The organism is Mycolicibacter sinensis, assembly GCF_001673565.1.
In the GTDB taxonomy this organism is placed as follows: domain Bacteria; phylum Actinomycetota; class Actinomycetes; order Mycobacteriales; family Mycobacteriaceae; genus Mycobacterium; species Mycobacterium sinense_C.
Genome location: NZ_LZMF01000104.1, coordinates 1 through 26277 on the forward strand (window position 1 = coordinate 1; position 26277 = coordinate 26277).

The 26277-nt window shown below is 68.1% G+C and carries 25 protein-coding genes and 2 tRNA genes; 13 read left to right on the top strand and 14 right to left on the bottom strand.

Annotated features, from left to right (window positions below; all coding sequences use genetic code 11):
• Window positions 1-102: 102 nt before the first annotated feature.
• The 4 genes from A5648_RS15275 to A5648_RS15290 form a co-directional block, all read right to left on the bottom strand.
• Window positions 103-175: transfer RNA gene (locus A5648_RS15275), tRNA-Glu, on the bottom strand.
• A gap of 73 nt (window positions 176-248) precedes the next feature.
• Window positions 249-320, bottom strand: a tRNA-Gln gene (locus A5648_RS15280).
• 118 nt (window positions 321-438) lie between these two features.
• Window positions 439-1902, bottom strand: a complete 1464-nt coding sequence (gene gltX / locus A5648_RS15285) for a glutamate--tRNA ligase (RefSeq protein ID WP_065025362.1) — start codon at window positions 1900-1902, stop codon at window positions 439-441.
• Complete coding sequence (locus tag A5648_RS15290) at window positions 1899-2696, bottom strand: fumarylacetoacetate hydrolase family protein (RefSeq protein ID WP_065025363.1); 798 nt, start codon at window positions 2694-2696, stop codon at window positions 1899-1901. The genes gltX and A5648_RS15290 overlap by 4 nt, the downstream gene beginning before the upstream one ends.
• A gap of 60 nt (window positions 2697-2756) precedes the next feature.
• On the opposite strand from A5648_RS15290, the gene A5648_RS15295 reads away from it, so the two are divergent.
• The 6 genes from A5648_RS15295 (at window position 2757) to A5648_RS15320 (ending at window position 7798) form a co-directional block, all read left to right on the top strand.
• Complete coding sequence (locus A5648_RS15295) at window positions 2757-4013, top strand: MFS transporter (RefSeq protein WP_065025405.1); 1257 nt, start codon at window positions 2757-2759, stop codon at window positions 4011-4013.
• 25 nt (window positions 4014-4038) lie between these two features.
• A complete protein-coding gene (ectA, locus tag A5648_RS15300) occupies window positions 4039-4548 on the top strand; it encodes a diaminobutyrate acetyltransferase (protein WP_065025364.1) in 510 nt (169 codons plus the stop codon).
• A gap of 187 nt (window positions 4549-4735) precedes the next feature.
• Entirely contained in the window at window positions 4736-6007 is a 1272-nt protein-coding gene (ectB, locus tag A5648_RS15305) for a diaminobutyrate--2-oxoglutarate transaminase (RefSeq protein WP_065025365.1), read from the top strand.
• The gene (locus A5648_RS15310) at window positions 6004-6411 is read left to right on the top strand and encodes an ectoine synthase (protein WP_064854625.1); all 408 of its coding nucleotides are present in this window, start codon (window positions 6004-6006) and stop codon (window positions 6409-6411) included. The genes ectB and A5648_RS15310 overlap by 4 nt, the downstream gene beginning before the upstream one ends.
• Window positions 6408-7298: an ectoine hydroxylase gene (gene thpD / locus A5648_RS15315; RefSeq protein WP_065025366.1), complete on the top strand. Its 891-nt coding sequence runs from the start codon at window positions 6408-6410 to the stop codon at window positions 7296-7298. The genes A5648_RS15310 and thpD overlap by 4 nt, the downstream gene beginning before the upstream one ends.
• An 8-nt stretch (window positions 7299-7306) precedes the next feature.
• Entirely contained in the window at window positions 7307-7798 is a 492-nt protein-coding gene (locus A5648_RS15320; RefSeq protein ID WP_065025367.1) for a DUF3830 family protein, read from the top strand.
• Between the two features lie 71 nt (window positions 7799-7869).
• On the opposite strand, the gene A5648_RS15325 is transcribed toward A5648_RS15320, so the two are convergent.
• Window positions 7870-9243 carry an amidase gene (locus A5648_RS15325; protein WP_065025406.1) on the bottom strand — a complete coding sequence of 458 codons (1374 nt, stop codon included), beginning with the start codon at window positions 9241-9243 and terminating at the stop codon, window positions 7870-7872.
• Between the two features lie 12 nt (window positions 9244-9255).
• A complete protein-coding gene (locus A5648_RS15330) occupies window positions 9256-10236 on the bottom strand; it encodes a D-2-hydroxyacid dehydrogenase (RefSeq protein ID WP_065025368.1) in 981 nt (326 codons plus the stop codon).
• 81 nt (window positions 10237-10317) lie between these two features.
• Here A5648_RS15330 and A5648_RS15335 point away from each other — a divergent pair, with 81 nt between their 5' ends.
• Genes A5648_RS15335 through A5648_RS15350 form a run of 4 tightly spaced genes read left to right on the top strand, consistent with a single transcriptional unit; the run spans window position 10318 to window position 13692 of the window.
• The gene (locus A5648_RS15335; protein ID WP_065025369.1) at window positions 10318-11085 is read left to right on the top strand and encodes a maleate cis-trans isomerase family protein; all 768 of its coding nucleotides are present in this window, start codon (window positions 10318-10320) and stop codon (window positions 11083-11085) included.
• A gap of 14 nt (window positions 11086-11099) precedes the next feature.
• On the top strand, window positions 11100-11801 hold the full coding sequence (locus A5648_RS15340; protein ID WP_165607355.1) for a maleate cis-trans isomerase family protein: 702 nt from the start codon (window positions 11100-11102) through the stop codon (window positions 11799-11801).
• Window positions 11798-12481, top strand: coding sequence for a GntR family transcriptional regulator (locus tag A5648_RS15345; protein ID WP_065025371.1), 684 nt, complete (start codon window positions 11798-11800; stop codon window positions 12479-12481). Before A5648_RS15340 ends, A5648_RS15345 begins: the two co-directional genes overlap by 4 nt.
• Entirely contained in the window at window positions 12478-13692 is a 1215-nt protein-coding gene (locus A5648_RS15350) for an MFS transporter (RefSeq protein ID WP_065025372.1), read from the top strand. The genes A5648_RS15345 and A5648_RS15350 overlap by 4 nt, the downstream gene beginning before the upstream one ends.
• On the opposite strand, the gene A5648_RS15355 is transcribed toward A5648_RS15350, so the two are convergent.
• Window positions 13689-14705 (bottom strand): 3-isopropylmalate dehydrogenase, encoded by a 1017-nt coding sequence (locus tag A5648_RS15355; RefSeq protein ID WP_065025373.1) that lies wholly within the window; start codon window positions 14703-14705, stop codon window positions 13689-13691. The genes A5648_RS15350 and A5648_RS15355 overlap by 4 nt on opposite strands.
• Window positions 14702-16288: a phosphoglycerate dehydrogenase gene (serA, locus tag A5648_RS15360; protein WP_065025374.1), complete on the bottom strand. Its 1587-nt coding sequence runs from the start codon at window positions 16286-16288 to the stop codon at window positions 14702-14704. Before serA ends, A5648_RS15355 begins: the two co-directional genes overlap by 4 nt.
• A gap of 190 nt (window positions 16289-16478) precedes the next feature.
• Here serA and A5648_RS15365 point away from each other — a divergent pair, with 190 nt between their 5' ends.
• Window positions 16479-18170 (top strand): hypothetical protein, encoded by a 1692-nt coding sequence (locus tag A5648_RS15365; protein ID WP_065025375.1) that lies wholly within the window; start codon window positions 16479-16481, stop codon window positions 18168-18170.
• 94 nt (window positions 18171-18264) lie between these two features.
• On the opposite strand, the gene ilvC is transcribed toward A5648_RS15365, so the two are convergent.
• The 5 genes from ilvC to A5648_RS15390 all read right to left on the bottom strand — a co-directional run bounded on the left by ilvC (window position 18265) and on the right by A5648_RS15390 (window position 23407).
• On the bottom strand, window positions 18265-19266 hold the full coding sequence (gene ilvC / locus A5648_RS15370; protein ID WP_207511727.1) for a ketol-acid reductoisomerase: 1002 nt from the start codon (window positions 19264-19266) through the stop codon (window positions 18265-18267).
• A gap of 45 nt (window positions 19267-19311) precedes the next feature.
• Entirely contained in the window at window positions 19312-19824 is a 513-nt protein-coding gene (gene ilvN / locus A5648_RS15375; RefSeq protein WP_065025377.1) for an acetolactate synthase small subunit, read from the bottom strand.
• The gene (locus A5648_RS15380; protein ID WP_065025378.1) at window positions 19824-21689 is read right to left on the bottom strand and encodes an acetolactate synthase large subunit; all 1866 of its coding nucleotides are present in this window, start codon (window positions 21687-21689) and stop codon (window positions 19824-19826) included. Before A5648_RS15380 ends, ilvN begins: the two co-directional genes overlap by 1 nt.
• A 204-nt stretch (window positions 21690-21893) precedes the next feature.
• Window positions 21894-22760, bottom strand: a complete 867-nt coding sequence (locus A5648_RS15385; RefSeq protein WP_065025379.1) for a metal-dependent hydrolase — start codon at window positions 22758-22760, stop codon at window positions 21894-21896.
• The gene (locus A5648_RS15390) at window positions 22757-23407 is read right to left on the bottom strand and encodes a TetR/AcrR family transcriptional regulator (RefSeq protein ID WP_065025380.1); all 651 of its coding nucleotides are present in this window, start codon (window positions 23405-23407) and stop codon (window positions 22757-22759) included. Before A5648_RS15390 ends, A5648_RS15385 begins: the two co-directional genes overlap by 4 nt.
• Before the next feature lie 151 nt (window positions 23408-23558).
• Between A5648_RS15390 and A5648_RS15395 the strand changes: the two genes are divergently transcribed.
• Window positions 23559-23897 carry a PH domain-containing protein gene (locus tag A5648_RS15395; protein WP_065025407.1) on the top strand — a complete coding sequence of 113 codons (339 nt, stop codon included), beginning with the start codon at window positions 23559-23561 and terminating at the stop codon, window positions 23895-23897.
• Window positions 23898-23958: 61 nt separating this feature from the next.
• On the opposite strand, the gene A5648_RS15400 is transcribed toward A5648_RS15395, so the two are convergent.
• A complete protein-coding gene (locus tag A5648_RS15400) occupies window positions 23959-24768 on the bottom strand; it encodes a DoxX family membrane protein (RefSeq protein WP_065025381.1) in 810 nt (269 codons plus the stop codon).
• Between the two features lie 147 nt (window positions 24769-24915).
• Here A5648_RS15400 and A5648_RS15405 point away from each other — a divergent pair, with 147 nt between their 5' ends.
• Window positions 24916-26037 carry a PQQ-dependent sugar dehydrogenase gene (locus A5648_RS15405; RefSeq protein ID WP_065025382.1) on the top strand — a complete coding sequence of 374 codons (1122 nt, stop codon included), beginning with the start codon at window positions 24916-24918 and terminating at the stop codon, window positions 26035-26037.
• The last annotated feature ends 240 nt before the right edge of the window (window positions 26038-26277 follow it).

Genomic DNA, 26277 nt, shown 5'->3' on the forward strand with positions numbered 1-26277 from the left:
CCGGCGATGCCGCTGGCCGGTTCCACCGCGCCGACGAACACCTGAGCCCGCCCGAAATCCACAAAGGCCCGCACCTTGGGGAAGGTGCGGGCCTTTGATTTGTACCCCCGATGGGATTCGAACCCACGCTACCGCCGTGAGAGGGCGGCGTCCTAGGCCGCTAGACGACGGGGGCTAGAACATTTCCGGGTTGTCAGCATAGCCCAACCCCAACGGCCCGCCTAATCGCTTGCGGCGGACCGGTTTTGCTGGGGTACCAGGACTCGAACCTAGAATGGCTGAACCAGAATCAGCTGTGTTGCCAATTACACCATACCCCAAGGACCAACATTGGCCACGCCATAACCGCTGGTCACAGTGCCGGTCGGGCACTTCGAGCCAGCCGCTGTGGGCCGACGAGCAGACTACCAAACTTCTACGGCGAAGTACTCATCGCGCTCACCCGACGCCGTTACGGGCCGCCCGCAGCCGCGCCAGGCTGCGCTCTGAGCCCAGCAGCTCCAGTGACTCGAACAGCGGCGGGCTGACCAACCCGCCGGTGACCGCGACCCGGACCGGGCCGAACGCCTTACGCGGTTTGAGCTCCAGAGCCTCCAGCAACGCGGCCTTCAGCGCAGCCTCGATAGCCTCGGTGGTCCAGTCCCCCACCCCCTCCAGCGCGGCGATGGCGGCGTCCAGGACGGGGCCGGCCTCAGGCCCCAACTCCTTGGCAACCGCGCGCGGGTCCAGCGCGTAGGCGTCGTCGTTGAAGAACTTCAGCAGTCCCCAGGCGTCGCCGAGCACCACGATGCGGGTCTGCACCAGCGCCGCTGCCGTCGCAAAGGCGGCGTCGTGCAACCCGGTGTCATGACCGTGGGTGTCGAAGTAGGCGCGCAGTCGGGTGGTGAAGTCTCCCGCGTCCAGCATCCGGATGTGCTCGGCATTGAGCGCATCGGCCTTCTTCTGATCAAACCGGGCCGGGTTGGAGTTGACGTCGGCCACATCGAAGGCGGCGACCATCTCGTCGAGACCGAACACGTCGCGGTCGTCGGCGATCGACCAGCCCAGCAGCGCCAGGTAGTTCAGCAGCCCTTCGGGAATGAAGCCGCGGTCGCGGTGCACGAACAGATTCGACTGCGGATCACGCTTGGAGAGTTTTTTGGTTCCTTCGCCCAAAACAGTTGGCAGGTGCGCGAATTCCGGGATCCGCTCAGCCACGCCGATGCGCATCAAGGCCTGATACAGCGCGATCTGCCGGGGCGTGGACGGCAGCAGGTCCTCACCCCGCAGCACATGGGTGATCTTCATCATCGCGTCGTCGACCGGGTTGACCAACGTGTACAGCGGATCCCCGTTGGCGCGGGTCAGCGCGAAATCGGGAACCGTGCCCGCCGGGAAGGTCGTCGGCCCGCGCACCAGGTCGTTCCAGCCCAGCTCGGTATCGGGCATCCGCAACCGCACGACGGGCTGGCGGCCCTCGGCCAGGTAGCCGGCACGCTGCTCGTCGGTGAGGTCCCGGTCGAAGTTGTCGTAGCCCAGCTTGGGATTGCGGCCGGCGGCCAGGTGACGGGCTTCGACCTCGTCCGGCGTCGAGAAGGCCTCGTAGGCCTCGCCGGCCGCCAGCAGCTGGGCCACCACGTCGCGGTGGATGTCGGCGCGTTGCGACTGCCGGTAGGGGCCGTAGGGACCGCCCACTTCGGGCCCCTCATCCCAGTCCAGCTGCAACCAGCGCAGCGCGTCGAGCAACGCGGAATAACTTTCCTCGCTGTCGCGCTGCGCATCGGTGTCCTCCACCCGGAAGACCAAGGTGCCGCCGGTGTGCCGGGCGTAGGCCCAGTTGAACAGTGCGGTGCGGATCAGGCCGACGTGCGGTGTGCCGGTCGGAGATGGGCAGAACCGAACGCGAACAGCGGGTGCGGTCACGACTTTCCTTTGCGGATAACCGGATTGGTGAGGGTTCCGATGCCTTCGACGGAGACGGACACGGTGTCGCCGTGTTCGATGGGGCCGACGCCGTCGGGGGTGCCGGTGAGGATGAGGTCGCCGGGCAGCAGGGTCATCACCGCCGAGATCCACTCCACGATGGCGCCGATGTCGTGCATCATCAGCGAGGTCCGGCTGTCCTGCTTGACCTGCCCGTTGACCTCGGTGCGGATCGCCAGGTCGGTCGGGTCGAGGTCGGTGACGATCCACGGCCCGACCGGGCAGAAGGTGTCGTGCCCCTTGGCCCGAGTCCACTGGCCGTCGGATTTCTGCTGGTCCCGCGCCGACACGTCATTGCCGATGGTGTAGCCCAGGATGTTGTCGCGGGCCCGGGCCGCCGGAACGTCCTTGCACGGCCGCGAGATCACCACGGCCAGCTCGCCCTCGTAGTGGACCGGGGACGCATTGGCGGGCAGTTGAATCGGCACGTTCGGCCCGACGATCGCGGTGTTGGGCTTGAGGAACATGGTCGGGTTGGCCGGTGCGGCGCCACCCATCTCGGCGATGTGGGCCGCATAGTTCTTGCCGATGCAGACCACCTTGCTGGCCAAGATCGGGGCCAGCAGGCGCACATCGGCCAGCGGCCAGGACCGGCCGGTGAACTCCGGTGTGCCGAACGGGTGCTCGGCGATTTCGCGAGCGGTCATCGCGGTCATGTCATCGGGCCGGTCCGGGTCACCCTCCACACTGACGAAGGCGACGCCGTCCGGGCTGGCAATTCGGCCTAGGCGCATTCGAGCAAGCCTAGTGTTCGTGGCCAGCAGACACCGACTGGCATGTGGAACCATGACCAGGTGTCCACGGAGTCGATCAGCAGTGCTGCACGCTGGTCGGTGATGATCGTGGCGTTGGTGGCGACGCTGTGCTCGTTCGTGTTCATCAACGGCATCGCCTTCGTCATCCCGATGCTGGAGACCAAGCGGGACACCAATCTGGCGGTGGCGGGTCTGCTGGCCTCGATGCCCAGCTTCGGCATGGTGCTGACGCTGTTCGCCTGGGGCGCCCTGCTGGACCGCATCGGCGAGCGGATCGTGTTGTCCGTCGGCTCCGCGCTCACCGCGCTGGCCGCCTTCGGGGCCGCGTCGATGCACTCACTGGTCGGGGTCGGCGCGTTTCTGTTTCTGGGCGGCATGGCCGCCGCCAGCGCCAACAGCGCCAGTGGCCGGCTGGTGACCGGTTGGTTCCCGCCGCACCAGCGCGGGCTGGTGATGGGGATCCGCCAGACGGCGCAGCCGCTGGGAATCGCCTTGGGAGCCGAGGTGATTCCGGAACTGGCCGAGCACGGTCTGGCGCGGGCGCTGATGTTCCCCGCGACGCTGTGCGCGGTGGCGGCGGTGGCGTGTGCCATCGGGGTGGTCGATCCGCCCCGTAGATCGCGGTCGGCGGCGACGGGCGCGGAGTTGTCCAACCCCTACCGCGGCTCGAAGGTGCTGTGGCGCATCCATGTGTCCTCGGCGCTGCTGATGGTTCCGCAGTGTGTGCTGGCCACCTTCATGCTGGTGTGGCTGATCGTCGACACGGACTGGTCGATCGCCGCCGCCGGCAGCCTGGTGACGGTGTCGCAGTTGCTCGGCGCCGCCGGGCGGGTGCTGGCCGGCCGATGGTCCGACCGGGTGCGCTCGAGGCTGCGACCGATCCGCAGCCTGGCCGTCGCCGGTGCGGTGGCGATGGTGGTGCTCGGGGTGACCGATCATCTGCACTCCCACCTGGCCGAAGCCGCGATGGTCGTCGCGGCGGTGATCAGCGTGCTGGACAACGGGCTGTCGTCGACGGCGGTCGCCGAGATGGCCGGGCCGTACTGGAGCGGACGCGCACTGGGCACGCAGAACACCACCCAGCGCCTCACCGCCGGAATCGCGCCCCCGGTGTTCGGTGCATTGATCGGCGCCGTCGGCTACCCCTTGGCCTTCGCGCTGTGCGGGCTGTTCCCGCTGGTTGCGTGGCGGCTGGTGCCGGTCCGCGCCGAGCCCGAGGGCCGCTCGGTGCTCGAGGCGCTGCGAACTCTGCGGGTGCCGCCCGGCCCGCCGCCTGACCCGTCGGCGAATCCGTGATCGCCTCCCCCGTACCGTCGATCAGATGACGGACCCGGCTGACATTCATCTTCGGACACCGACTGTGGCGGACGGCCCGGCCCTGTGGCAGATGGCCGTCGACAGCGCGACCCTCGACGTCAACGCGCCCTACGCCTACCTGCTGTGGTGCCGCGACTTCGCCTCCAGCTCGGTGATCGCCGAGGTCGGCGGCGAGCCGGCCGGCTTCGTCACCGGCTACCGCCGCCCGCAGCAGCCCGCAACGCTGATGGTCTGGCAGGTGGCGGTGAACGACGCGCACCGCGGCATAGGCCTGGCCGGCCGGATGCTCGATCATCTGGCGGCCGACCTGGTGGCCGACGGCGGCACGCACCTTGAGACGTCAATCACACCGGACAACGAGGCCAGCCGCCGCCTTTTCGGCGCTTTCGCGCGCCGCTGGGAGGCCGCCCTCGAGTGCTCCGAGCTGTTCGGGGCGGGTTTGTTCCCCGAGTCCCACTTGGCCGAGGAGCTGTTTCGCATCGGCCCGTTGCGGGTAGACACGCCACGTCGGTAACAGCATGACAAGGTTGAGATAACAATTTGGTCTCGGTAAGGTCGCGACCGCGCAAAGTGAGCCCCGGCAAAGCTAGCCGGGGGCATCCGAGCGGGGTGGTAGGTCGAGCCGAGATCACCCGCGGCACGAGTTTTAACTCGACCTGTCGTTCCGTTCCGTTGTATGTGACCGACGGACGGAGGAAACCATGAGTATTTTCGAAACCCTTGAATCCGAAGTACGGAGTTATTGCCGGTCCTGGCCGGTGACATTCGACCGGGCCAAAGGTTCCCGGATCTGGGACGTCGACGGCACCGAATACGTGGACTTCTTCGCCGGCGCCGGGGCGCTGAACTACGGCCATAACCACCCGGACCTGAAGGCGCCGTTGCTGGAGTACCTCAGTTCGGACCGGGTGGTGCACAGCCTCGACATGAACACGGTGGCCAAAGGTCAGTTCCTGGAGCGGTTCGAGGAGGTGATCCTCAAGCCGCGCGGGCTGGATTACAAGGTGCAGTTCCCCGGCCCCACCGGAACCAACGCGGTGGAGTCGGCGCTGAAGCTGGCCCGCAAGGTCACCGGCAAGGAAAGCATCATCAGCTTCACCAACGCGTTCCACGGTATGACGCTGGGTTCGCTGAGCGTCACCGGCAACTCGATGAAGCGCGGCGGCGCCGGCATCCCGCTGGTGCATGCCACCCCGATGCCCTACGACAACTACCTCGACGGCGTCACCCCCGACTTCATCTGGTTCGAGCGACTGCTGCAGGACAGCGGCAGTGGGCTCAACGAGCCGGCCGCGGTGATCGTCGAGACGGTGCAGGGTGAGGGCGGAATCAATGTCGCCCGGCTGGAATGGCTGCACGGGCTGGCCGAACTCTGCAAGCGCCACGAGCTGCTGCTGATCGTCGACGATGTGCAGATGGGCTGCGGGCGCACCGGGCCGTTCTTCAGCTTCGAGGCGGCCGACATCGAGCCGGACATCGTCTGCATGTCCAAGTCGATCAGCGGATACGGCCTGCCGATGGCGCTGACGCTGTTCAAGCCCGAGCTCGACGTGTGGGAGCCCGGCGAGCACAACGGCACCTTCCGCGGCCAGAACCCGTCGTTCGTCACCGCCACCGCGGCGCTGAACTTCTGGACCGACAACCTGCTGGAAAAGCAGGTGATCCGCAAGGGCGAGCAGATCGAACAGGCGCTGACCGAGGTGATCGAGCCCTTCGACGGGGTCGAGACCCGCGGTCGCGGGCTGATCCGCGGGGTGGCGTTCGACCGGCCCGAGTTGGCCGGCGCGGTGCAGAAGGAGGCGTTCGCTCGCGGCCTGCTGTTGGAGACCTCCGGACCGGAGGGTGAGGTGGTGAAGATGATGCCGCCGTTGGTCATCGACGACGACGACCTGGCCGAAGGCCTGACGATCGCGGCCCATGCGATCGAAGCCGTAGCCGCCAAAGAACTCACTACCTCAGGAGCCAAAGGATGATCGTTCGTACCCTCGCCGAGATCAAGGGCACCGACCGCGACGTGCAATCGAAGACCTGGAACAGCCAGCGGTTGCTGCTGGCCCGTGACGGGCAACGGTTCTCCATGCACGAGACCATCCTGTACGCCGGTACCGAGACCTCGATGTGGTACGCCAACCACGTCGAGGCGGTGTACTGCGTCGGCGGCGAAGGTGAGCTGATCAACGAGGAGACCGGTGAAGTGCACCCGCTGCGCGACGGCACCCTCTACCTGCTCGACGGGCACGAACACCACCGTGTTTCGGCCCACACCGACCTGCGCATGGTGTGCGTGTTCGACCCGCCGGTCACCGGTCAGGAGGTGCACGACGAGACCGGCGCCTACCCCCTGCTCACCGAGGAAACCCAGGAGACCGCTTCGTGACGACGGCCGTCACCGACCACTACCCCACCCGCAACAACGTCACCCTCGGCATCGAGCCGCGGCAGGACCCGGTGGTCTGGGGCACGGCGGCCAACAGCGGGCCGCTGCCGACGGCCAACGTCGAGGCGTTCGATGCCAATGGATTCCTGGCCGTCGACGCCCTGGTGGACGCCGACGTGGTTGCCGACCTCCGCAATGAGCTGGACCGGCTGCGCGCCGACCCGGTGCTGGCGGCCGACGAGCGCTCCATCTGCGAGCGGGACAGCGGGCAGATCCGGTCGATCTTCGAGGTGCACCGGATCAGCCCGGCGTTCGCCGCGCTCGTCGCCGACCCGCGTCTGGTCGGCCCGGTCCGCCAATTGCTGGGCTCGGAGGTCTACGTGCACCAGAGCCGGGTTAATTTCAAGCCAGGCTTCAATGGCCGGGAGTTCTACTGGCACTCCGACTTTGAGACCTGGCACGCCGAGGACGGCATGCCCAGCCCGCGGGCGATCAGCGTCTCGGTGGCCCTCACCGAGAACCTGGACAGCAACGGCTCGCTGATGATCATGCCGGGTTCGCACCGCTGGTTCGTGTCCTGCCCGGACGAGACGCCGCCGGATCACTACCGCTCGTCGCTGAAGCAGCAGGAGATCGGCACACCCGACGACGACAGCCTGACCTGGATGGCCGAGCAGCATGGCATCCGCCAGATCACCGGCCCGCCCGGGTCGGCGGTGTTCTTCGACAGCAACTGCATGCACGGGTCGAGCAGCAACATCACCCCGTATCCGCGCTCGAACGTCTTCATCGTCTACAACAGCGTGGAGAACACTCTGGTGGAGCCGTTTGGCGCCGCCGCCCCGCGGCCGACCTTCGTCGCCAGCCGAACCTTCGACCCGGTCTAAGGGCTGCTGTGGCGCGTTTCGTGTCGATCACGCTGACCGGCCGCGGCGTGTCGTGCCGCGCGCGGCTGCTCGACGACGAGGCGCCCCGGACCTGTGCCCTGGTCTGGGAGGCGTTGCCGCTCGCCGGCCAGGCCTACCACGGCAAATACGCCCGCAACGAGGTCTACACACTGTTGCCGCCGCTGGGCAACCCGGGCCGGGAGAACACCACGGTGACGCCGATCCCCGGCGACGTCTGCTTCTTCGGCTTCGACGCCGGCGACATCGGTAACCCCGCCTATGGTTATGACGAAGGCGGCCAAGGGAACTCACCGCTGGGCGCGACCGACCTGGCTATCTTCTACGGCCGCAACAACCTGCTGCTCAACGGTGACGTCGGTTGGGTGCCCGGCAATGTGTTCGCGACGATCGAAGAGGGTTTGGCCGAGATGGCGGCCGCGTGCAACGACCTGTGGATGGCCGGTGCCGTGGGTGAGCAGTTGGCCTTTGCCCGTTCTTAGTTCCTCCGGCGAGCAGACACGAAAGCCCCTAAAACACCCTGAATTTGGGGGCTTCGGCGTCTGCTCGCGGTCTAGAAGCCCAGCACCCGCTCGGCGAACAGGCCGGCCGCCAGCACCAGATCGTCACTGTGCCGCGGGCCGACGATCTGCAGGCCGATCGGCAGACCCTCGGCGGTCTTACCGATCGGGATACTCAGCGCCGGTTGCTGAGTCATGTTGAACGGGTAGGTGAACGGCGTCCACTGGGCCCACCAGCGCATGCCGGAATCGATCGGCACATCGTGCCCGGCGGCGAACGCCGGGATCGGCACCGTGGGCGTGAGCAGCAGGTTGTGGCGTTCGTGGAAGCGCCCCATGGCCATTCCCAGGTCCACGCAGACCTGGCGGGCGGCCAGATAGTCGACCGCCGAAACCGCCAGGCCCCGTTCCCACATCTCGGCCAGGCCGGAATCGACCAGCCCACGGTCCTTTTCGTGACCACGCAGGCTGCCCGCCGCCCCGGTCGCCCACAGCACCTCGAAGGCATCGATCGGATCGGCGAAACCGGGGTCGGCGACCAGGACGTTGAGTCCGGCGTCGGCCAGCGCCTGCACCGCCGCGGCAACCGCGGCCTCGATCTGCGGGTCGACGTCGACATAGCCCAGCGTCGGCGAGTAGGCGACGTCCAGGCCGACCACCTCGCGCCGGACTTCGCCACGGTAGGTGGTCAGCGTCGGCGGCAGCGACGTCGGATCCCGATGATCGGGTAGCCCGATGATGTCCATCAGCAATGCGGCGTCCTCAACGGTCCGGGTGAGCGGCCCGGCGTGGGCCAATGGCCCGAACGGGCTGATCGGATACATCGGGACTCGTCCGTGGGTGGGCTTGAAGCCGACCACGCCGCAGAAACTCGCCGGGATGCGGATGCTGCCCCCGCCGTCGGTGCCGATCGCCAACGGCGCCATCCCGGCGGCCACCGCCGCCGCGCTGCCGCCCGACGACCCGCCCGCGGTGCACGCGGTGTCCACCGGGTTGCGGGTGATGCCGCTCCGGGGGCTGTCGGTGACGCCCTTCCACGCCAGCTCCGGGGTGGTTGTCTTGCCCAGCAGCACCATTCCGTCGTCACGCATCTTGCCGACCGCCGGGCTGTCGTCGGGCCACGGCCCGGCCGCGTCGGCGAGCAGCGATCCGCGCAGGGTGGGCCAACCGGCGGTGCGGAACACGTCTTTGACCGCGACCGGCACCCCGTCGAGCAGGCCCTTGGTGTAGTTGCCGCTCCAGCGTGCTTCGGATTTGCGGGCCGCCGACAGTGCGGCCTCCTCATCGACCAGACAGAAGGCGTTGACCTCGCCATCGCGCTCGGCGATCGCCGCGATCGCCGCGGCGGTTGCCTCAACCGGCGAGAGCTCACCAGAGGTGTAGGCGGCAACCAGTTGCAGCGCGGTCAGTTCGGTGGGATGAGTCATGTGCACGCCTCCTCAACCGGTTCCGTTCGGCGTGGTCGTCGACGGCGCGTATCCGCGGCGCTTGTCGATGACGTTGTGCAGCGGCTGACCGGACACGTACCGCCGGAAGTTCGCAATGAACTGTTGCTGCAATGCGATTCGCCAACCCGTGATGTCGCCACTGTGGTGCGGGGTCAGGCGCACGCCCGGGGTGGTCCACAGCGGGTGGTTCGGCGGCAGCGGCTCGGGGTCGACGACGTCGAGCGCCGCGCCGGCAAGGGCGCCGGCGTGCAGGGCCGACACCAGCGCCTCGGTGTCGACCAGCTCACCGCGACCGACGTTGATCAGCCGGGCGGTCGGGCGCATCGCGGCCAGCACGCCGGCGTCGACCATGCGGCGGGTCTGCGGCGTCAATGGCGCGGCCAGCACCACATAGTCGGCATCGGCGACCGCGGACGGCACATCGGTGGTAATCGCCCCGAAGTCGGGATCCTCACGCACTGAACGGCCGACGCCGCGTACCGACATTCCGACCGCACGCAGCAACCGCGCGATGGCCCGGCCGACCGGCCCGGGGCCGACGATGGTGACCGACGCACCGGCGATCTGCTCGGTGTCGAAGTGTTGCCACCGTCGGTCGCGCTGAGCCTCCCCGGACCGCCGGAAGTCCTTGGCGAAGGCCAGGATCTGTCCCAGCACGTATTCGGCGATGGGCTCTTCGAAGATGCCGCGGGAATTGGTGACCACGACGTCGCTGTCGATCAGGCCGTCGAACAGCACCGCGTCCACCCCGATGGCGGCAACCTGAACCCAGCGCAGTGCATCGACGGCCGGCCACACCGATTCCAGCGCGGGCGAGGAGAAGTCGTACAGGAACAGCACATCGGCGCCGGTGATCGCTTCGGCCAGCCGCGCCGACGGAACCATCCGCAACTCGGCGTCTGCGCTGATCGAATCGAGTCGAGCGGGAATCGACTCGCCGTGCTGGACAGTCACCACCGGACGCGTGTCCACATTGACACGGTAAAAACAGATCGTATGATTGTCAACAATCCAGGGCTGGCCTGGGGGTGGAACGTCAGTATGGGGAAACCCATGGATCTGTCCCTGTTTCCGGGAGTACCGGATTTCGACGGGCTGGTCGATCAGCGCGATGTCGGCATCATCGCGCCCTTCGATCTGGCGATCGAGCGTGAGCTGTGGCGCTGGATCCCCGCCGAGGTGGCGCTGCACCTGGCGCGCACCCACTACGAGCCGGTGCCGGTGAGCCGGGCGATGGCCGAACTGGTCTCCGACACCAACCACCTACAGGCCGCCACGCGCGACGTTCTGCACGTCGAGCCGGAGGTGGTCGCCTACCTGTGCGCATCGGGCAGCTTCATCCGCGGCGTCGACTACGAGAAGACCCTGGTCACCGCGATCGAAACGGCGGGCGCCAAGGCCGCGGTCACCACCTCGGGGGCACTGGCCGAGGCGCTCATCGCGCTGGACATCTCCCGGGTGTGCGTGCTGACCCCCTACGACGCCGAACTCACCGATCTGCTGCGGGCGTTCTTGACCGAACTGGGGGTGACGGTGCTGCATTCGGATCACCTGGGCCTGGGCGGCGGCATCTGGAAGGTGAACTACCGCACGGTGGCCGAACGGATTCTCGCCGCCGACCGTCCCGACGCCCAGGCGATCTTCGTCAGCTGCACCAATCTGCGCACCTACGACATCATCGCGCCGTTGGAGGAGATGCTCGGCAAACCGATCCTGACGGCGAACCAACTGACGATGTGGGCGTGCCTGGGGCGGATGAACCTGCCGATGATGGGCCCCGGCAAATGGCTGCGGGACGTCTTCACCGGAGCCCCGCAATGAGCGGCGTCGGCTGCATGGGTTTTATCTACCCCGATCACGCCGCGGAATCCGACTACGGCCACGCCGCCCGGCTGCTCGGGATGGACCTGCCCGTCGTGCACATCTACGGCACCGACCTGCATGCCGTGCCGGAGCTGATGGATCTCGGCAGCCCGGCCAAGCTCGCGCAGGGCGCCGCGCTGCTGGCCGCACAGCAGCCGGCCGCCGTGGTCTGGGCCTGCACCTCGGGCAGCTTCGTGTTCGGCCCCGACGGCGCCGCCGACCAGGTCGACCGGCTGGCCGCCGAAGCCGGTGTGCCCGCCTCGAGCACATCGTTCGCCTTCGTGCACGCCCTGGCCGCACTGGGCTGCCGACGCGTTGCGGTCGCAGCCAGCTATCCGCGCGACATCGCCGAACTGTTCGCGAATTTCATTGCCGCCCATGGCGTCACCGTCGCGGCAATGGGCGATGCCGGTATCCCCACCGCCGCCGAGGTCGGCCGCCTCACCCCGTCGCAGATCCGGGACCTCGCGCTGGGCAATGATGTGTCGGGCACCGATGCGCTGTTGATCCCCGACACCGCCATGCACACCATCGCCCAGGTCGACGAGCTCGAGCGGCTGCTCGGCAAGCCGGTGCTGACCGCCAACGCGGTGACGGTGTGGGAGGGTCTGCGCATCGCCGGAATAGCCGGGCGGGCAACGGGACTCGGCACATTGTTCGAGGACAGCCCATGACACTGTCACGAGACGCCGGGTTCGAGCCGTTGAGCAGGCCTTCCACGCCGGAGCTGATCGCCGAGCGGCTCCGTGCGGCGATCATCCGCGGCCGGCTGGCGCCGGGTCAGCAGCTCGGCGAGGCGAGCCTGGCCGCGCAGTTCGAGGTGTCCCGCGGTCCGTTGCGCGAAGCGATGCAGCGTCTGGTGGCCGAGGGACTGCTGCGCAGCGAACGCAATCGGGGCATCTTCGTCGTCGAGCTCACCGACGACGACGTGCGCGATGTCTACCAGGCACGCAAGACCATTGAACGGGCCGCGGTGACCGAAGTGCTGCGCGGCGATCCCGGGGCCGCCGCGGCCCGGCTGCGCGCACCGGTGGAGGCCATGCGCGTTGCCGCCACCCGGGGTGACGAGGCCGCGGCGGCCGACGCCGACCAGGAGTTCCACGAGGTGCTCGTCGATTGCGCGGGCAGCCCACGGTTGCACCGGGCGATGCGCACCCTGTTGTCGGAGACCCGGATCCTGCTCGGCGAACTCGAAGAGGCCTACCCCGATCTGGGTGAACAGGTCACCGAACATGTGGTGTTGCGCAAGGCGATCGGCGACGGCAACGAAGCCGTCGCGATCCGGCTGATCGAGGAGCACATGGATGATGCGGTCCGCCGGCTGCTGGTACGGCGTGCGACGATCACCGGGTGACCGCTGACGCGATAAGTAGCGCGCGCCGCTGGTCGATCCTGGGATTGGCGCTGACGGCCACCATGTGCGCCAACGTGTTCATCAACGGTGTGGCGTTCCTCATCCCGACCCTGCACAACGACCGCGGCCTGGATCTGGCCCGGGCCGGGCTGCTGTCCTCGTTGCCGAGCTTCGGTCTGGTGGCCACGCTGATCGCCTGGGGTTATCTGGTGGACCGGCTGGGTGAGCGGCTGGTGCTGGTAACGGGCTCGGCGCTGACCGCGCTGGCGGCATTCGGGGCCGCGGCCGCTTCCTCGGGGGGCTCACTTACCGCGACCGGCGCCTTCCTGCTGCTGGGCGGCATGGCCGCGGCCAGCAGCAACACCGCGAGCGGCCGGCTGGTGGTGGGTTGGTTTCCCGCGCATCAGCGCGGCCTGGCGATGGGCATCCGACAGACCGCACAGCCCTTGGGAGTCGCACTGGGCGCCTTGGTGATTCCGCGCCTGGCCGAACACCACGGCATCGGCGTGGCGTTGCTGTTCCCCGCTGCGGTGTGTGCGGCCGCGGCACTGGCCTGCGCGGTGGGGGTCAGTGACCCGCCCCGTCCACCGCGCGCCGACGCACCGGCCGAGCACCTGGCCAACCCCTACCGCGGGTCGGTGTTGCTGGTGCGGATCCACGCGATGTCGGTGCTGCTGGTGGTGCCGCAGGTCATGGTGTGGACGTTCATGCTGGTATGGCTGATGTCCGAGCGGGGCTGGTCGGCCGGCGCGGCCGGCGTCCTGGTCACCGTCAGCCAACTGTTGGGAGCGGCAGGCCGGATCGGGGCCGGACGCTGGTCAGACCGGGTCGGGTCCCGGCTGCGGCCGGTGCGCACCATCGCCGTCGCCGCTGCTCTGACCATGCTGGCGTTGGCGGTGACCGCCTGGGCCGGCTCGCCGATCAGTGTGGCGCTCATCGTGGTGGCGTCGGTGATCACGGTGTCGGACAACGGATTGGCGTTCACCGCGGTCGCCGAGATCGCCGGACCGTTCTGGAGCGGGCGGGCGTTGGGCGCCCAGAACACCAGCCAACACTTCGCGGGCGGGTTGGCGCCGCCGTTGTTCGGCACCCTGATCGGCGTGGCCGGCTATCCCCTGGCGTTCGCGGTCTGCGCACTGTTCCCGCTGGCCGCGCTGCCGGTGGTGCCCGCCGACCCCGACCGCCCCGCCGACGGAACGCGGAATACCTAGAGCAGACCCAGGATCCGGTCGCCGGTGGCGACGGTGGACAGCTTCTGCCCGCCCCGGGTGGCCAGGTGCTGCTCGACGGCCGCGTCCACCCGGTCGGCGGCGGCGTGCTCACCGATGTGGTTGAGCAGCATGGCCACTGACGTCACCGCCGCGGTCGGGTCGGCGACACCCTGCCCGGCGATGTCGGGGGCGCTGCCGTGCACCGGCTCGAACATCGACGGGTTGGCTCCGGTGGCGTCGATGTTGCCGCTGGCCGCCAGCCCGATTCCGCCGCACACCGCCCCGGCCAGGTCGGTGATGATGTCGCCGAACAGGTTGTCGCTGACGATCACATCGAACCGGCCGGGATCGGTGACCAAATAGATGGTGGCGGCGTCGACGTGGGTGTAGGCCGTCTCGACGTCCGGATACTCCTTGCCGATCTCGGCCACCGTGCGCGTCCACAGCGACCCGGCGTAGGTCAGCACATTGTTCTTGTGCACCAGCGTCAGGTGCTTGCGCCGGGCGCGCGCCTTCTCGAACGCGAAGCGCACCACCCGAGCCACGCCGTAGGCGGTGTTGACGCTGACCTCGGTGGCGACCTCGTGCTCGGTTCCGATCCGCAGCGCCCCGCCGTTGCCGGTGTAGGGCCCCTCGGTGCCCTCGCGCACCACCACGAAGTCGATCGCCGGCGGATCGGCCAGCGGGCTTGTCACCCCCGGGTAGAGCCGGCTGGGGCGCAGGTTGACGTGATGGTCCAGGGCGAACCGGGCGTGCAGCAACAGGCCGCGCTCGAGCACCCCTGAGGGCACCGACGGGTCGCCGATCGCCCCGAGCAGGATCACGTCGTGGCCGCGGAGTTCGTCGAGCACCGAATCCGGCAGCACCTCACCGGTGGCGTGGTAGCGCTTGGCGCCCAGGTCGTAGCTGGTCTTCTCGGTGCCGGGCAGTACCGCGTCGAGCACCTTCACGGCTTCGGCGATGACCTCCGGGCCGATGCCGTCACCGGGGATGACCGCGAGTTTGACGCTCATGACAGGTCGACCTCTTCAATCACGTTGGCGCTGACGGCCGCGCTGATCGCCGACTGCACCTCGGCGGGCACCGGGCGGTCCACCCGCAGCAGGATCGTCGCCGCGGGCCCCTCAGCGTCTTCGGAGAGCTGCGCGGCGTGGATGTTGATACCCGCTGATCCCAGCAGGGTGCCGATCTTGCCCAGCGCGCCGGGCTGATCGGAGTAGTTGATGATCAGGTTGACGCCCTGCGCCCGCAGGTCGAAGTTGCGGCCGTTGATGGTGACGATCTTCTCCACCAGCTGCGGACCGGACAGCGTGCCGGCCACCATGACCGCCGACCCGTCGGCGGTGACGGCCCGCAGCTCGACGACGCTGCGGTGGTTGGGGCTCTCGGAGGCGGTGCCGATCTCGGCGTCCACCCCGCGGTCGGCGGCCAGGGCCGGCGCGTTGACGAACGTCACCGGGTCCTCGATGACCGCCGAGAACAGACCGCGCAGTGCCGAAAGCTTCAGGATCCCCACGTCTTCGGACGCCAGCTCGCCGCGCACCTGCACATTCAGTGAGACCGGCAGCCCGTCGGAGAGCACGCCGGCCAACAGGCCGAGCTTGCGCACCAGGTCCAGCCAGGGTGCGACCTCCTCGTTGACCGCGCCGCCGCCGACGTTGACCGCGTCCGGCACGAATTCGCCGGCCAGCGCCAGCTTCACGCTCTTGGCGACATCGGTGCCGGCCCGGTCTTGCGCCTGGGAGGTGGAGGCGCCCAGGTGCGGGGTCACCACCACCTGCGGCAGGTCGAACAACGGCGAGTCGGTGCACGGCTCGGTGGCGAACACGTCCAGGCCGGCGCCACGGACGTGGCCGCTGGTGATGGCCTCGGCCAGGGCGGCCTCGTCGATCAGCCCGCCGCGGGCGGCGTTGACGATGATCACCCCCGGCTTGGTCTTGGCCAGCGCCTCCTTACCGATCAGGCCCGCCGTCTCGGGGGTCTTGGGCAGGTGCACCGAGATGAAGTCGGCGCGGGCGAGCAGCTCATCGAGGGACAGCAGCTCGATGCCCAGCTGGGCGGCCCGCGCGGCCGACACGTACGGGTCATAAGCGACGATGTGGGCGCCGAACGCGGCTAGGCGCGCCGCGACCAGCTGGCCGATCCGGCCCAGCCCGACCACGCCGACGGTGTGGTCGAAGATCTCGGTGCCCGAGAACGACGAGCGCTTCCACTCGCGGCCGTGCAGGGAGGCGTCGGCGGCCGGAATCTGTCGCGCGGCGGCCAGCATCAGCGCGATCGCGTGCTCGGCGGCGCTGTGGATGTTCGAGGTCGGAGCGTTGACCACCAGCACGCCGCGCGCGGTGGCGGCGTCGACGTCGACGTTGTCCAGGCCGACACCGGCGCGCGCCACGATCTTGAGCTTGGTGCCGGCGGCGAGTACCTCGGCATCGACGGTGGTTGCCGAGCGCACCAGCAAGGCGTCGGCGTCGGGGACGGCCGCCAGCAGCTTCTCCCGGTCCGGGCCGTCCACCCAGCGCACCTCGACCTGGTCACCCAGGGCGGCCACGGTGGATTGGGCGAGTTTGTCAGCGATCAAAACCACGGGCAGAGTCACCCGGCCAGCGTAGTGGGCGGCGACGAGCCTGGCCCAGCCGGGCGCAACCCGTCATTGTCCGGGTTCGATTCGACGGTGGCGTAATTTTCTCAGGTCTATTGTAAGTTACTAATCGGTATGTTACTTTCATCACTGGGTTTGTCTCAAAAATGTATTTAACCGGACGGATGAACTGAAAGAGGAGTTCCGAATGCAACGTCGCATTCTCTACGCGGCAGGCGCCGCTGGCGGAGGCCTGTTGGCCAGCGTGTTTTTGACGACTGCCCTCGCCGTCGCGGACACCGGCACGGGCAGCACCGTCACCGACAACGCCTTCTCCATCGGCGACTTCACCTTCGATCCGGGTGAAGACGGATACGTCTCGATCGCACCGTTGTCTCAGCTTTCTCCGCTGTTGGGTATCGGCGGCGCGTCGCTCCGCGACGAGTTGACTGCCCCCGGGGTGGTCCAACAAGAGCTCGACGTGTATGGCAAGGACGGCTCCGAACTCGGAACCGTCAGCGCCAATGTCAACGTCCAGAACCTGCTGGGCATCGAGTCGGTTCAGCTGCGGGTCATCGAGGCCGACGGCGGCGCCGGCGCCGCCGGCCTGCCGGCAGTCGGCACGGTTTACAGCATCACCGACCTCGGCGGCGGCTTCCAGAACATCTACATTGCCACCCCCGACGCCGACGGCGGCCCCGGCACCATCACCGACGTGCTGGTGACACCGCTGGGCAACATGAACCTGGACTGGCTCTTCGCCGGCTATGACGCCACCCACGGTCTCAACCCCGGCGACGCCTTGGCCGGCCTTAGCGCCGGTACCGGCGAGTTCAGCGATAACGCCTTCACCATCGCCGGCGTGACCTTCGACCCCGGCACCGACGGGTTCCACGAGGCCAATGAACTCTTTGCTGTTGCGCCGTTGATGAACCTCGGCGGCGGCACCGCCGTGGTGCACTACCCTGGCTACCCCCCCATCCTGCTCCCGCTGTACGAGCAGGACCTGGACGTATATGGCGCCGACGGCACCGACCTCGGGACGGCGCACACCACTCTGAACACCATGAACCTGTTGGGGATCGACGCCACCCAATTCACCGTCACCGACAGCACCTACGCCGACGGTGTCACCGCCGGGCTGCCGGTAGACGGCACGGTGTACTCCGTCGTCAACTTCGGTGGCGGCATCCAGAACATCTACACCGCGGTGCCCGGCACCGACGGCGGGTCGGCCACCATCACCGACACCTTGGTGACGCCATGGGGCAACACCGACCTGAGTTCGCTGTTCGCCGGCTTCGATGCCACCCAGCCACTCGACCCGGGTGCGGCGCTGACGGCGCTTGGCGTCGGCGTCGGGGGTGACCTCAGCAAAGACGCCTTCGCCCTCGACGGCCTCACGTTCGACCCCTACGCCCTTGACAACGGCACTGAGGTGGCGGGCTTCACCGCGATCAACCCGATGTTCGGGGTTGCGCCGCTGCTGGCGATCGGCGGCGGCTCGCTGTTCGGCACAGCGTTGTCTCCCCAGGACCTCCACGTCTACGGCGCCGACGGCAGCCTGCTGGGCTCGGTCGGCACCGCGGTGCATGTCTCGAACTTGTTCGGCATGATCGAGACCACCCAGTTCACCATCACCGGCGGCGAGTTCGAAGATGGCGTGACCGCCGGCCTGCCCGCCGACGGCACGATTTACTCGGTGACCGAACTGTTCGGCTGGACGAACATCTACCAGGCCATCCCCGGTCTCGATGGAAGCGCGGCGAGCATCTCCGATGTCTTGGTGACCCCGTTCGGAAACATGGATCTGAGTTGGATGTTCAGCGGCTTTGACGCCACCGCGGACTTCAACCCGGGCGACATCCTCGCCGGTCTCGACCTCGGCGATCTCGGCTAAAACCGCGTCCCACGCGAAAACCCCACCCGACGAAGTTGTCAGGTGGGGTTTTCGTTTTCGGTGGCACCGGCACCCGCCGGAACCGCCGAAGCGACTAGGCCGTCTCGGTGATGGGCCGGTCCACCCAACTCATCAGGTCGCGCAGCTTCTTGCCGGTGACCTCGATCGGGTGCTCGGCGTTCTGCTTGCGCAGCCCCTCGAGTTCCTTGTTGCCGCCTTCGACGTTGGCCACCAGGCGCTTGACGAAGGTGCCGTCCTGGATGTCGGAGAGGATGTCGCGCATCCGCTGCTTGGTGTCGGCGTCGATCACCCGCGGCCCGGACAGGTAGCCGCCGTACTCCGCGGTGTCGGAAACCGAGTAGTTCATCCGGGCGATGCCGCCCTCGTACATCAGGTCGACGATCAGCTTGAGCTCGTGCAGCACCTCGAAGTAGGCCATCTCCGGGGCGTAGCCGGCCTCGACCATGACCTCGAAGCCGGCCTTGACCAACTCCTCGGTGCCGCCGCACAGCACGGCCTGCTCACCGAACAGGTCGGTCTCGGTCTCCTCCTTGAAGGTGGTCTTGATGACGCCGGCCCGGGTGCCGCCGATGCCCTTGGCGTACGACAGCGCCAGCGCCTCGCCGGCGCCGGTCGGGTCCTGGGCGACCGCGATCAGCGAGGGCACGCCCTTGCCGTCGACGAACTGGCGGCGCACCAGGTGCCCCGGCCCCTTCGGTGCGACCATCCCGACGGTGATGTCGGCGGCCGGCTTGATCAGGCCGAAGTGGATGTTCAGGCCGTGGCCGAAGAACAGTGCGTCACCGGCCTTCAGGTTGGGCTCGATGTCGCCTCTGAAGATCTCGGCCTGCGCGGTGTCCGGCGCCAGCAACATGATCACGTCGGCCCACTTGGCGACCTCGGCCGGGGTGTCGACCTCCAGGCCCTGCTCGGAGACCTTGGCCCGCGACTTGGAGCCCTCCTTGAGGCCCACCTTCACCTGCACGCCGGAGTCGCGCAGGCTCAGCGAGTGCGCGTGGCCCTGGCTGCCGTAGCCGATCACACCGACCTTGCGGCCCTGGATGATCGACAGGTCGGCGTCGTCGTCGTAGAACATCTCAACTGCCACTTTGTGTCACTTCTTTCTATCTCTTCTGGGGGACTATTTGGTCGTGCCGATTCCGCGCGGACCGCGGGACAACGATACGAGACCCGATTGGACGATCTCGCGGATGCCATAGGGCTCCAGCACCCGCAGCAGCGCCTCGAACTTGGCCGGGGTGCCGGTGGCTTCGATGATCAGCGACTCCGGCGAGACGTCGATCACCCTGGCGCGGAACAGGTTCACCGCCTCGACGATCTGGCCACGAGTACCGGCGTCGGCGCGGACCTTGATCAGCGCGATCTCGCGGGAGACCGAGTTGTCGTCCTCCTGCTCGACGATCTTGATGACGTTGATCAGTTTGTTGAGCTGCTTGGTGATCTGCTCCAGCGGGGTGTCCTCCACCGAGACGACGATCGTCATCCGCGACATGTTCTTGGTCTCGGTGGCGCCGACGGCCAGTGACTCGATGTTGAAGCCGCGCCGGGAGAACAGCGCCGCCACCCGGGCCAGCACGCCGGGTTTGTCCTCGACCAGCACCGACAGGGTGTGGGTTTTCCAGCCGGTTGTCATCAGGCGTGCCCCTCGTTGTCCTCGTCGTCGAACAGCGGCCGGATACCGCGGGCGGCCTGGATCTCGTCGTTGCTGGTGCCGGCGGCCACCATCGGCCACACCTGCGCGTCGGCGCCCACGATGAAGTCGATCACCACCGGGCGGTCCGTGATCGCCCGGGCCGCCTTGATCACGTCTTCGACGTCTTCTTCACGCTCGCAACGCAATCCGACGCAACCATACGCCTCGGCCAGCATCACGAAGTCGGGAATGCGGTGCGAGTGGGTGGCCAGGTCGGTTTGGCTGTAGCGCTCCCCGTAGAACAGGGTCTGCCACTGCCGCACCATGCCCAGGTTGCCGTTGTTGATCAGCGCGACCTTGATCGGGATGCCCTCGATCGCACAGGTCGCCAACTCCTGGTTGGTCATCTGGAAGCAGCCGTCGCCGTCGATCGCCCACACCTCGGCGTCCGGGCGGCCCATCTTGGCCCCCATCGCCGCCGGGATCGCGAAGCCCATGGTGCCCAGTCCCCCGGAGTTCAGCCAGGTGCGCGGCTTCTCGTATTTGACGAACTGCGCCGCCCACATCTGGTGCTGGCCCACGCCGGCGACGTACAGCGCCTCCGGTCCGGCGATCTGGCCCAACTTCTCGATCACGAACTCCGGACCGAGGCTGCCGTCGCTCTGCGGCCCGTAGCTCAGCGGATAGGTGGAGCGCACGTCGTCGAGGTAGGCCCACCACTCATCCAGGTCCAGCGACAGCTTCTCGGTGCGCAGCGCGGCGATCAGCTCGGTGATGACGGCCTTGACGTCGCCCACGATCGGCACGTCGGCATGCCGGTTCTTGCCGATCTCGGCCGGGTCGATGTCGGCGTGAATCACCTTGGCGTCCGGGGCGAACGAGTCCAGCTGGCCGGTGACCCGGTCGTCGAAGCGGGCGCCCAGGGTGATCAGCAGATCGGAGCGCTGCAGGCCGGCCACCGCCGACACCGTGCCGTGCATACCGGGCATGCCCAGGTGCTGGCGGTGGCTATCCGGGAAGGCGCCGCGCGCCATCAGGGTGGTGACCACCGGGATGTTGGTCAGCTCGGCCAGCTCACGCAGCTCCGCGCAGGCGTCGCCGCGGATCACCCCACCGCCGGTGTAGAGCACCGGCCGGCGCGCCGCGGCGATCAGCCTGGCGGCCTCCCGGATCTGCCGGTTGTGCGGTTTGGTGGTGGGCTTGTAGCCGGGCAGGTCCAGCTTCGGCGGCCAGGCGAAGGTGCATTGGCCCTGCAGGATGTCCTTGGGGATATCAACCAGAACTGCTCCAGGCCGTCCGCTTGCCGCGATATGGAATGCCTCGGCGATCACCCGGGGGATGTCGTCGCCGTTGCGGACCAGGAAATTGTGCTTGGTGATCGGCATGGTGATGCCGGAGATGTCGGCCTCCTGGAAGGCATCGGTGCCGATCAGGGACCGCCCGACCTGACCGGTGATGGCGACCACCGGGATCGAGTCCATCTGCGCGTCCGCCAGCGGGGTGACCAGGTTGGTGGCGCCCGGCCCCGAGGTGGCCATCATGACCCCGACCCGCCCGGTGGCGTGCGCGTAACCGCTGGCGGCGTGCCCGGCGCCCTGCTCGTGACGGACCAGCACGTGGCGCAGCTTCTTGGAGTCGAACAGCGGGTCATAGACCGGCAGCACCGCACCACCGGGGATACCGAAGATGACGTCGACGTCGAGTTCCTCCAGCGACCGGATCACCGACTGGGCACCGGTCAGCTGCTCGGGTGCGACGCGCCGGGCCGCGGGTTTGGCTTTCTCGGCGGAGGGGCCCCCGTTGGCCGGCTGCGGCCCCTCGGTTGCGGCCGACCGCTGCGACGGTCGCGTGGTGGGTGCGCTCACGGTTTCCTCTTTGTCTCTGGTGAATTGGACTGGTGGCAACAAAAAACCCCCGCCAGCTCAGCTGCTGCACGAGGGTTGCGCGTTGGTGGTTGAAAGCTCAGGCAACAACCAACGCGCAGGGGGCTACTACGAGCATGCCGTTGTCCATAGCCGAAGACGGTAGTCGCTGCACCGACCGGGCGTCAAATGACTCCCTTGGTGCGCTCAGTGCAAATGGCCGGCGAGTGATCCCTGTTCACCGAACAGCGCCGCCGTCCAGTGCTCCAGCAGCGCGGTGTTGTCATGGTCGTCGGGGTGAAAGCCGTACCGGTTGTAGTCGCCCAGCCGGCGGAACACGGTGCGGGTCAAGAACGGCGAATGCCGCAGGGCGGCAAAGCTGCGCACGAGTCGCACCGGATGGTAGGCGGCCCGGTCGGAGAACAGCGAGATGAGCGAGTAGATGACCACGCTCAGCGGGAAGGTGAGCCGGATCACCCGCATCACCCGGATGCGCCGTTTCTCGCTGCCGCCGACCGCCCGGTAGACGTCGAAGGCCACCGACCGGTGCTCGGACTCCTCCACGGCGTGCCACAGCAGCATGGACCGCACCTCGGATTCCCCGAGCAGGGCCTGGGCGCGTTCGTCGCTGAGCAGGGTCTCGGCGAACACCGCGGTGAAATGCTCGTCGGCCGCGGTCATGGCCAAACGGCTCAGCGGGGACAGCCGCCGCTCGACGAACTTCAGCTGGCGGCGGACCATGCGATCCACCCGAGCGGTGGGGTAACCCATCTGGGCCAGCCGCTCGTTGAGCTCGCGATGTTCACGGCCATGCGAAACCTCTTGGCCGACAAACCCTTTGACTCTTTCCTTGAGCTCCGGATCGGTGATCTGGTCGGCGAAGTGGCGCACCGAGCGCACGAAGAAGTCCTCGCCCTCCGGAAACACCGCCGACAGGTGGGCGATGACGTGGCTCATCACCAGGTCGCCGGCGACGTAGTGCCGATCCAGCGAGGCGACCGGGTAGTTGAACCGGATGCGACGCGGGTGCACCGCCGGCCGTGCGGGATGGTGGCCGTTCTGGTCGGCGGTCATGGCGCCTCCTGTGGTTGTCGGTCTGCCGGGCCGGCCACCAGCGGTCGGGCCAGCGTCTTGAAGGTGTCGAGAATGTCGTTGGCGGCCAACGGTTCGTAGCCGTCGATCAAGCGCGACATCGCCAGGCCGTTCATCAGCGCGAAAGCCATCTGCAGGCCGACGCGCGACTGTGCCGTGGCGGTACTTTCCGGGCCGGCGGGGGCCAGCAGTTGGGCGTACACCCGTTCGCAGGCTTCCGCGAACTGCCGGTCGGTTTCAATGATCGCCGGCGCCAGATCGGGGTCGGTGCGAGCCGCCACCCACAGTTCGTGCGTTGCGGTGAAGGTGGGGCCGGAGAACATCGACCACAGCAGGTCGAAGGCCTCATCGAGCTTGTCGGCGGCGGGATCGAGGCCCGCCATCAAGATCTCGAACTCCTCGATCCGGCGGTTCAGCGCGAACTCGATGGCGGCGGTCAACAGCCCGATCTTGCTCGGGAAATGGCCTTGCAGCGCCCCCACCGATACCCCGGCGCGACGGGCCACCTCGGTGGTCGTGGTGCCCTTGAAGCCGACCTCGACCAGCGCGTCAAGCGTCGCGTCCAGCAACGCGTGCCGGGTCCCCGCGGTCCGCTCCGCCTGGGTCCGGCGAGGTCTGGTCGGCGCCATGGGGCCATGATGCGCTACTTAAAATAAGTAGTCAATATTTTTTGTGACGGCTTTCGGCCGCGAGCGGCACGACCGGTTCCGGCGGTGACATCATGCGAAGGTGGCCTCCCACTCCCCCGATCCCGCACCGTTGGTGATCCGCATCTCGCCGATGGCCCACTTCGCGGTCGGTTTCCTGGCCCTGGGCCTGCTGATACCGGTCCTGACCTGGCCGGTCACCGCGCCGGTACTGGTGCTGCCGGTGCTGGCCTCGGCGCTGATCGCCCGGTGGCGGACCGTCGCCGACGCACACCAGGTCACCGTGCGGAACCTGCTCGGCAGCCGCTCGGTGGGCTGGGACGACATCGCCGGGCTGGGGTTCAACCGGGGGTCGTGGGCGCGGGCGCACCTGCACGACGGCGAGCAACTGCGGTTGCCGGCGGTCAGCTTCGCCACCCTGCCGCTGCTCACCGAAGCCAGTGGCGGGCGGGTGCCCAACCCATACCGCTGAACCGTCCTGCAGCGGTTCCAGCTTCGGCTCTCCTCCGTCGAGCCTCGCTAAACCGCCGGGTTCAGCCGATCGGGTTCGCCCCGTTGAGGAAGATCCACATCGCCACGCCGCCGGCGATCCCGAGCAGCAACGCCGCGATCGACCCGATGAACGGGCGCCGGGCCCAACCGCGGTCGCCGTCGAGTCCGTACCGGCCCGGTCCGACCAGCACGATCGCCACCGCCACCACGATCAGCATCAGGTGGAATTCGTGACCGTCGGGCAGGAAGAACTCGAAGCGGCCCGGGCTCTGCGACGAGACGCCGGCGAGCACGCCGTTGATCAGGTACGCCAGTGCGCCGGCCGCCGCCAGCGGGGTGAACAGACCCAGCACCAGCAGCAGCCCGGCGGCGATCTGCCCGCCGCCGGCGGCGTAGGTCAGGATGTCGGCGTGCTGGTAGCCGGCGTCGGCGATCGAACTCTTGAATCCGGTCAGGCCTTGGCCGCCCCACCAGCCGAACAGCTGGCGCAGACCGTGGGCCACCAGCAGCACGCCCAGGCCCACCCGCAGGATCAGCAGGCCCAGATCCTGGGTTCCGCGCCGGTCCACCACCCGAAATGGATCGTCGGTGTCAGCGCCGATCGGACCGGGCACCCGCCCGGCGGCGGCCTGCGGTTCGGCGTACGGCAGCGGGTTGTAGTCGCCGCCGAGGGGACGGGAGCCGGTCGGGTCATAGGGCGGGATAGCAGCAGTCTCGAAATCACCGGTGTAAGTCGGCGATGGCATGTCGTCCTCCGGATCTACCAGACGTGCCGACTCGGGACGTCCTTTGTCTGCGTCGGCAGCTCCACCCGGCCGCCGCCAGTGTGAGCCCTCACCTTGACTCTTCACCCTGCAAGGGTAAGGGCAACCCCGGCGGGATTGGGGATTTGAACGGCTTCGTTAGCGAATCGATTCCGGCCCGGTGCGGGCTCGACGACGCCGCGCTACAGCGGGCTTCGTGGCGGACCCGGGCCCGGTGTCCGTAACCTGACGGGCATGCGGATGCGCGGGGCGGTTCACCGGGTGCCTGTCGTGTTGGGCGCGGCCCTACTGGTTCTGACCGGTTGCGCGCACTTCGACGACGCGCAGTCCCAGCCCTTCACCACCGTGCCCCGCCGCGGGATGGCACCCACCACGACGCCCCCGCCGCCGCCACCCCTGCCGGCCAACCCCTTCCCCAAGCAGTGCCCGGCGCCCGGGGTGATGCAGGGGTGCCTGGAGAGCACCAGCGGCCTGATCATGCACGCCGACAGCAAATCGGCACTGGTCGCCGAGCGGACCACCGGCGCGGTCAAGGAGATCTCGCTGACCGCCGAACCCAAGGTGAAGACCGTTATCGGCGTCGACCCGGCCGGCGACGGCGGGCTGATGGACATCGTGCTGTCGCCGACGTACGCCCAGGACCGCTTGATGTACGCCTACATCAGCACCCCCACCGACAACCGGGTGATCCGGGTCGCCGACGGCGATGTGCCCAAGGACATCCTGACCGGGATCCCCAAGGGCGCGACCGGAAACACCGGCGCGCTGGTCTTCACCAGCCCCACCACCCTGGTGGTGCTGACCGGCGACGCGGGCAATCCGGCCGCGGCGGCCGACCCGGGGTCGACGGCGGGCAAGGTGCTGCGCATCGAGCAACCCACGACAATCGGCCAGGCCGCCCCCACCACCGCGCTGAGCGGGCTGGGCGCCGGCGGGGGCCTGTGCGTCGATCGCGTCGACGGCTCGCTCTACGTCACCGACCGCAGCCCGAGCGGCGACCGCCTACAGCGCATCACCAAGGACTCCCAGGTGTCGACGGTGTGGACCTGGCCGGACAAGCCCGGCATCGCCGGGTGTGCCGCGATGGACGGCATCGTGCTGGTCAACCTGATCAACACCAAACAAACCGTCGCCGTGCGCATGGCGTCGGGTACCGGTTCGGTCACCAGCGAGCCGGAGGTCATGCGCCAGGACTCCCACGGCCACGTCTGGGCCGTCAAGATGTCGCCGGACGGCAATGTCTGGGGCGCGACGGTGAACAAGACCGCGGGCGACGCGGAGAAGCTCGACGACGTCGTGTTCCCGCTGTTCCCGTCCGGCGGCGGCTTCCCGCGCGCCAATGACGACAAGGACTGATTTGGTCGCGCATTGACCTGAGCTTGCAATAGGTCGACTCAGGCCAATCTTTGCAATCGGACGGGACAACCCCTCAGCGTCGGACGGATTGCACGAACGGCACGGCCCTCGCCGGTCCGCGGACTGCCCGCAATAATGGACTAGAAATCTGTTTGGCCAGGTAATTATTTGGATAGGCTCCGGAAATATAGACCGCTGTCCGCCACGTCCCGTCGGCCGCGTCACACAATCCCGGCGGTG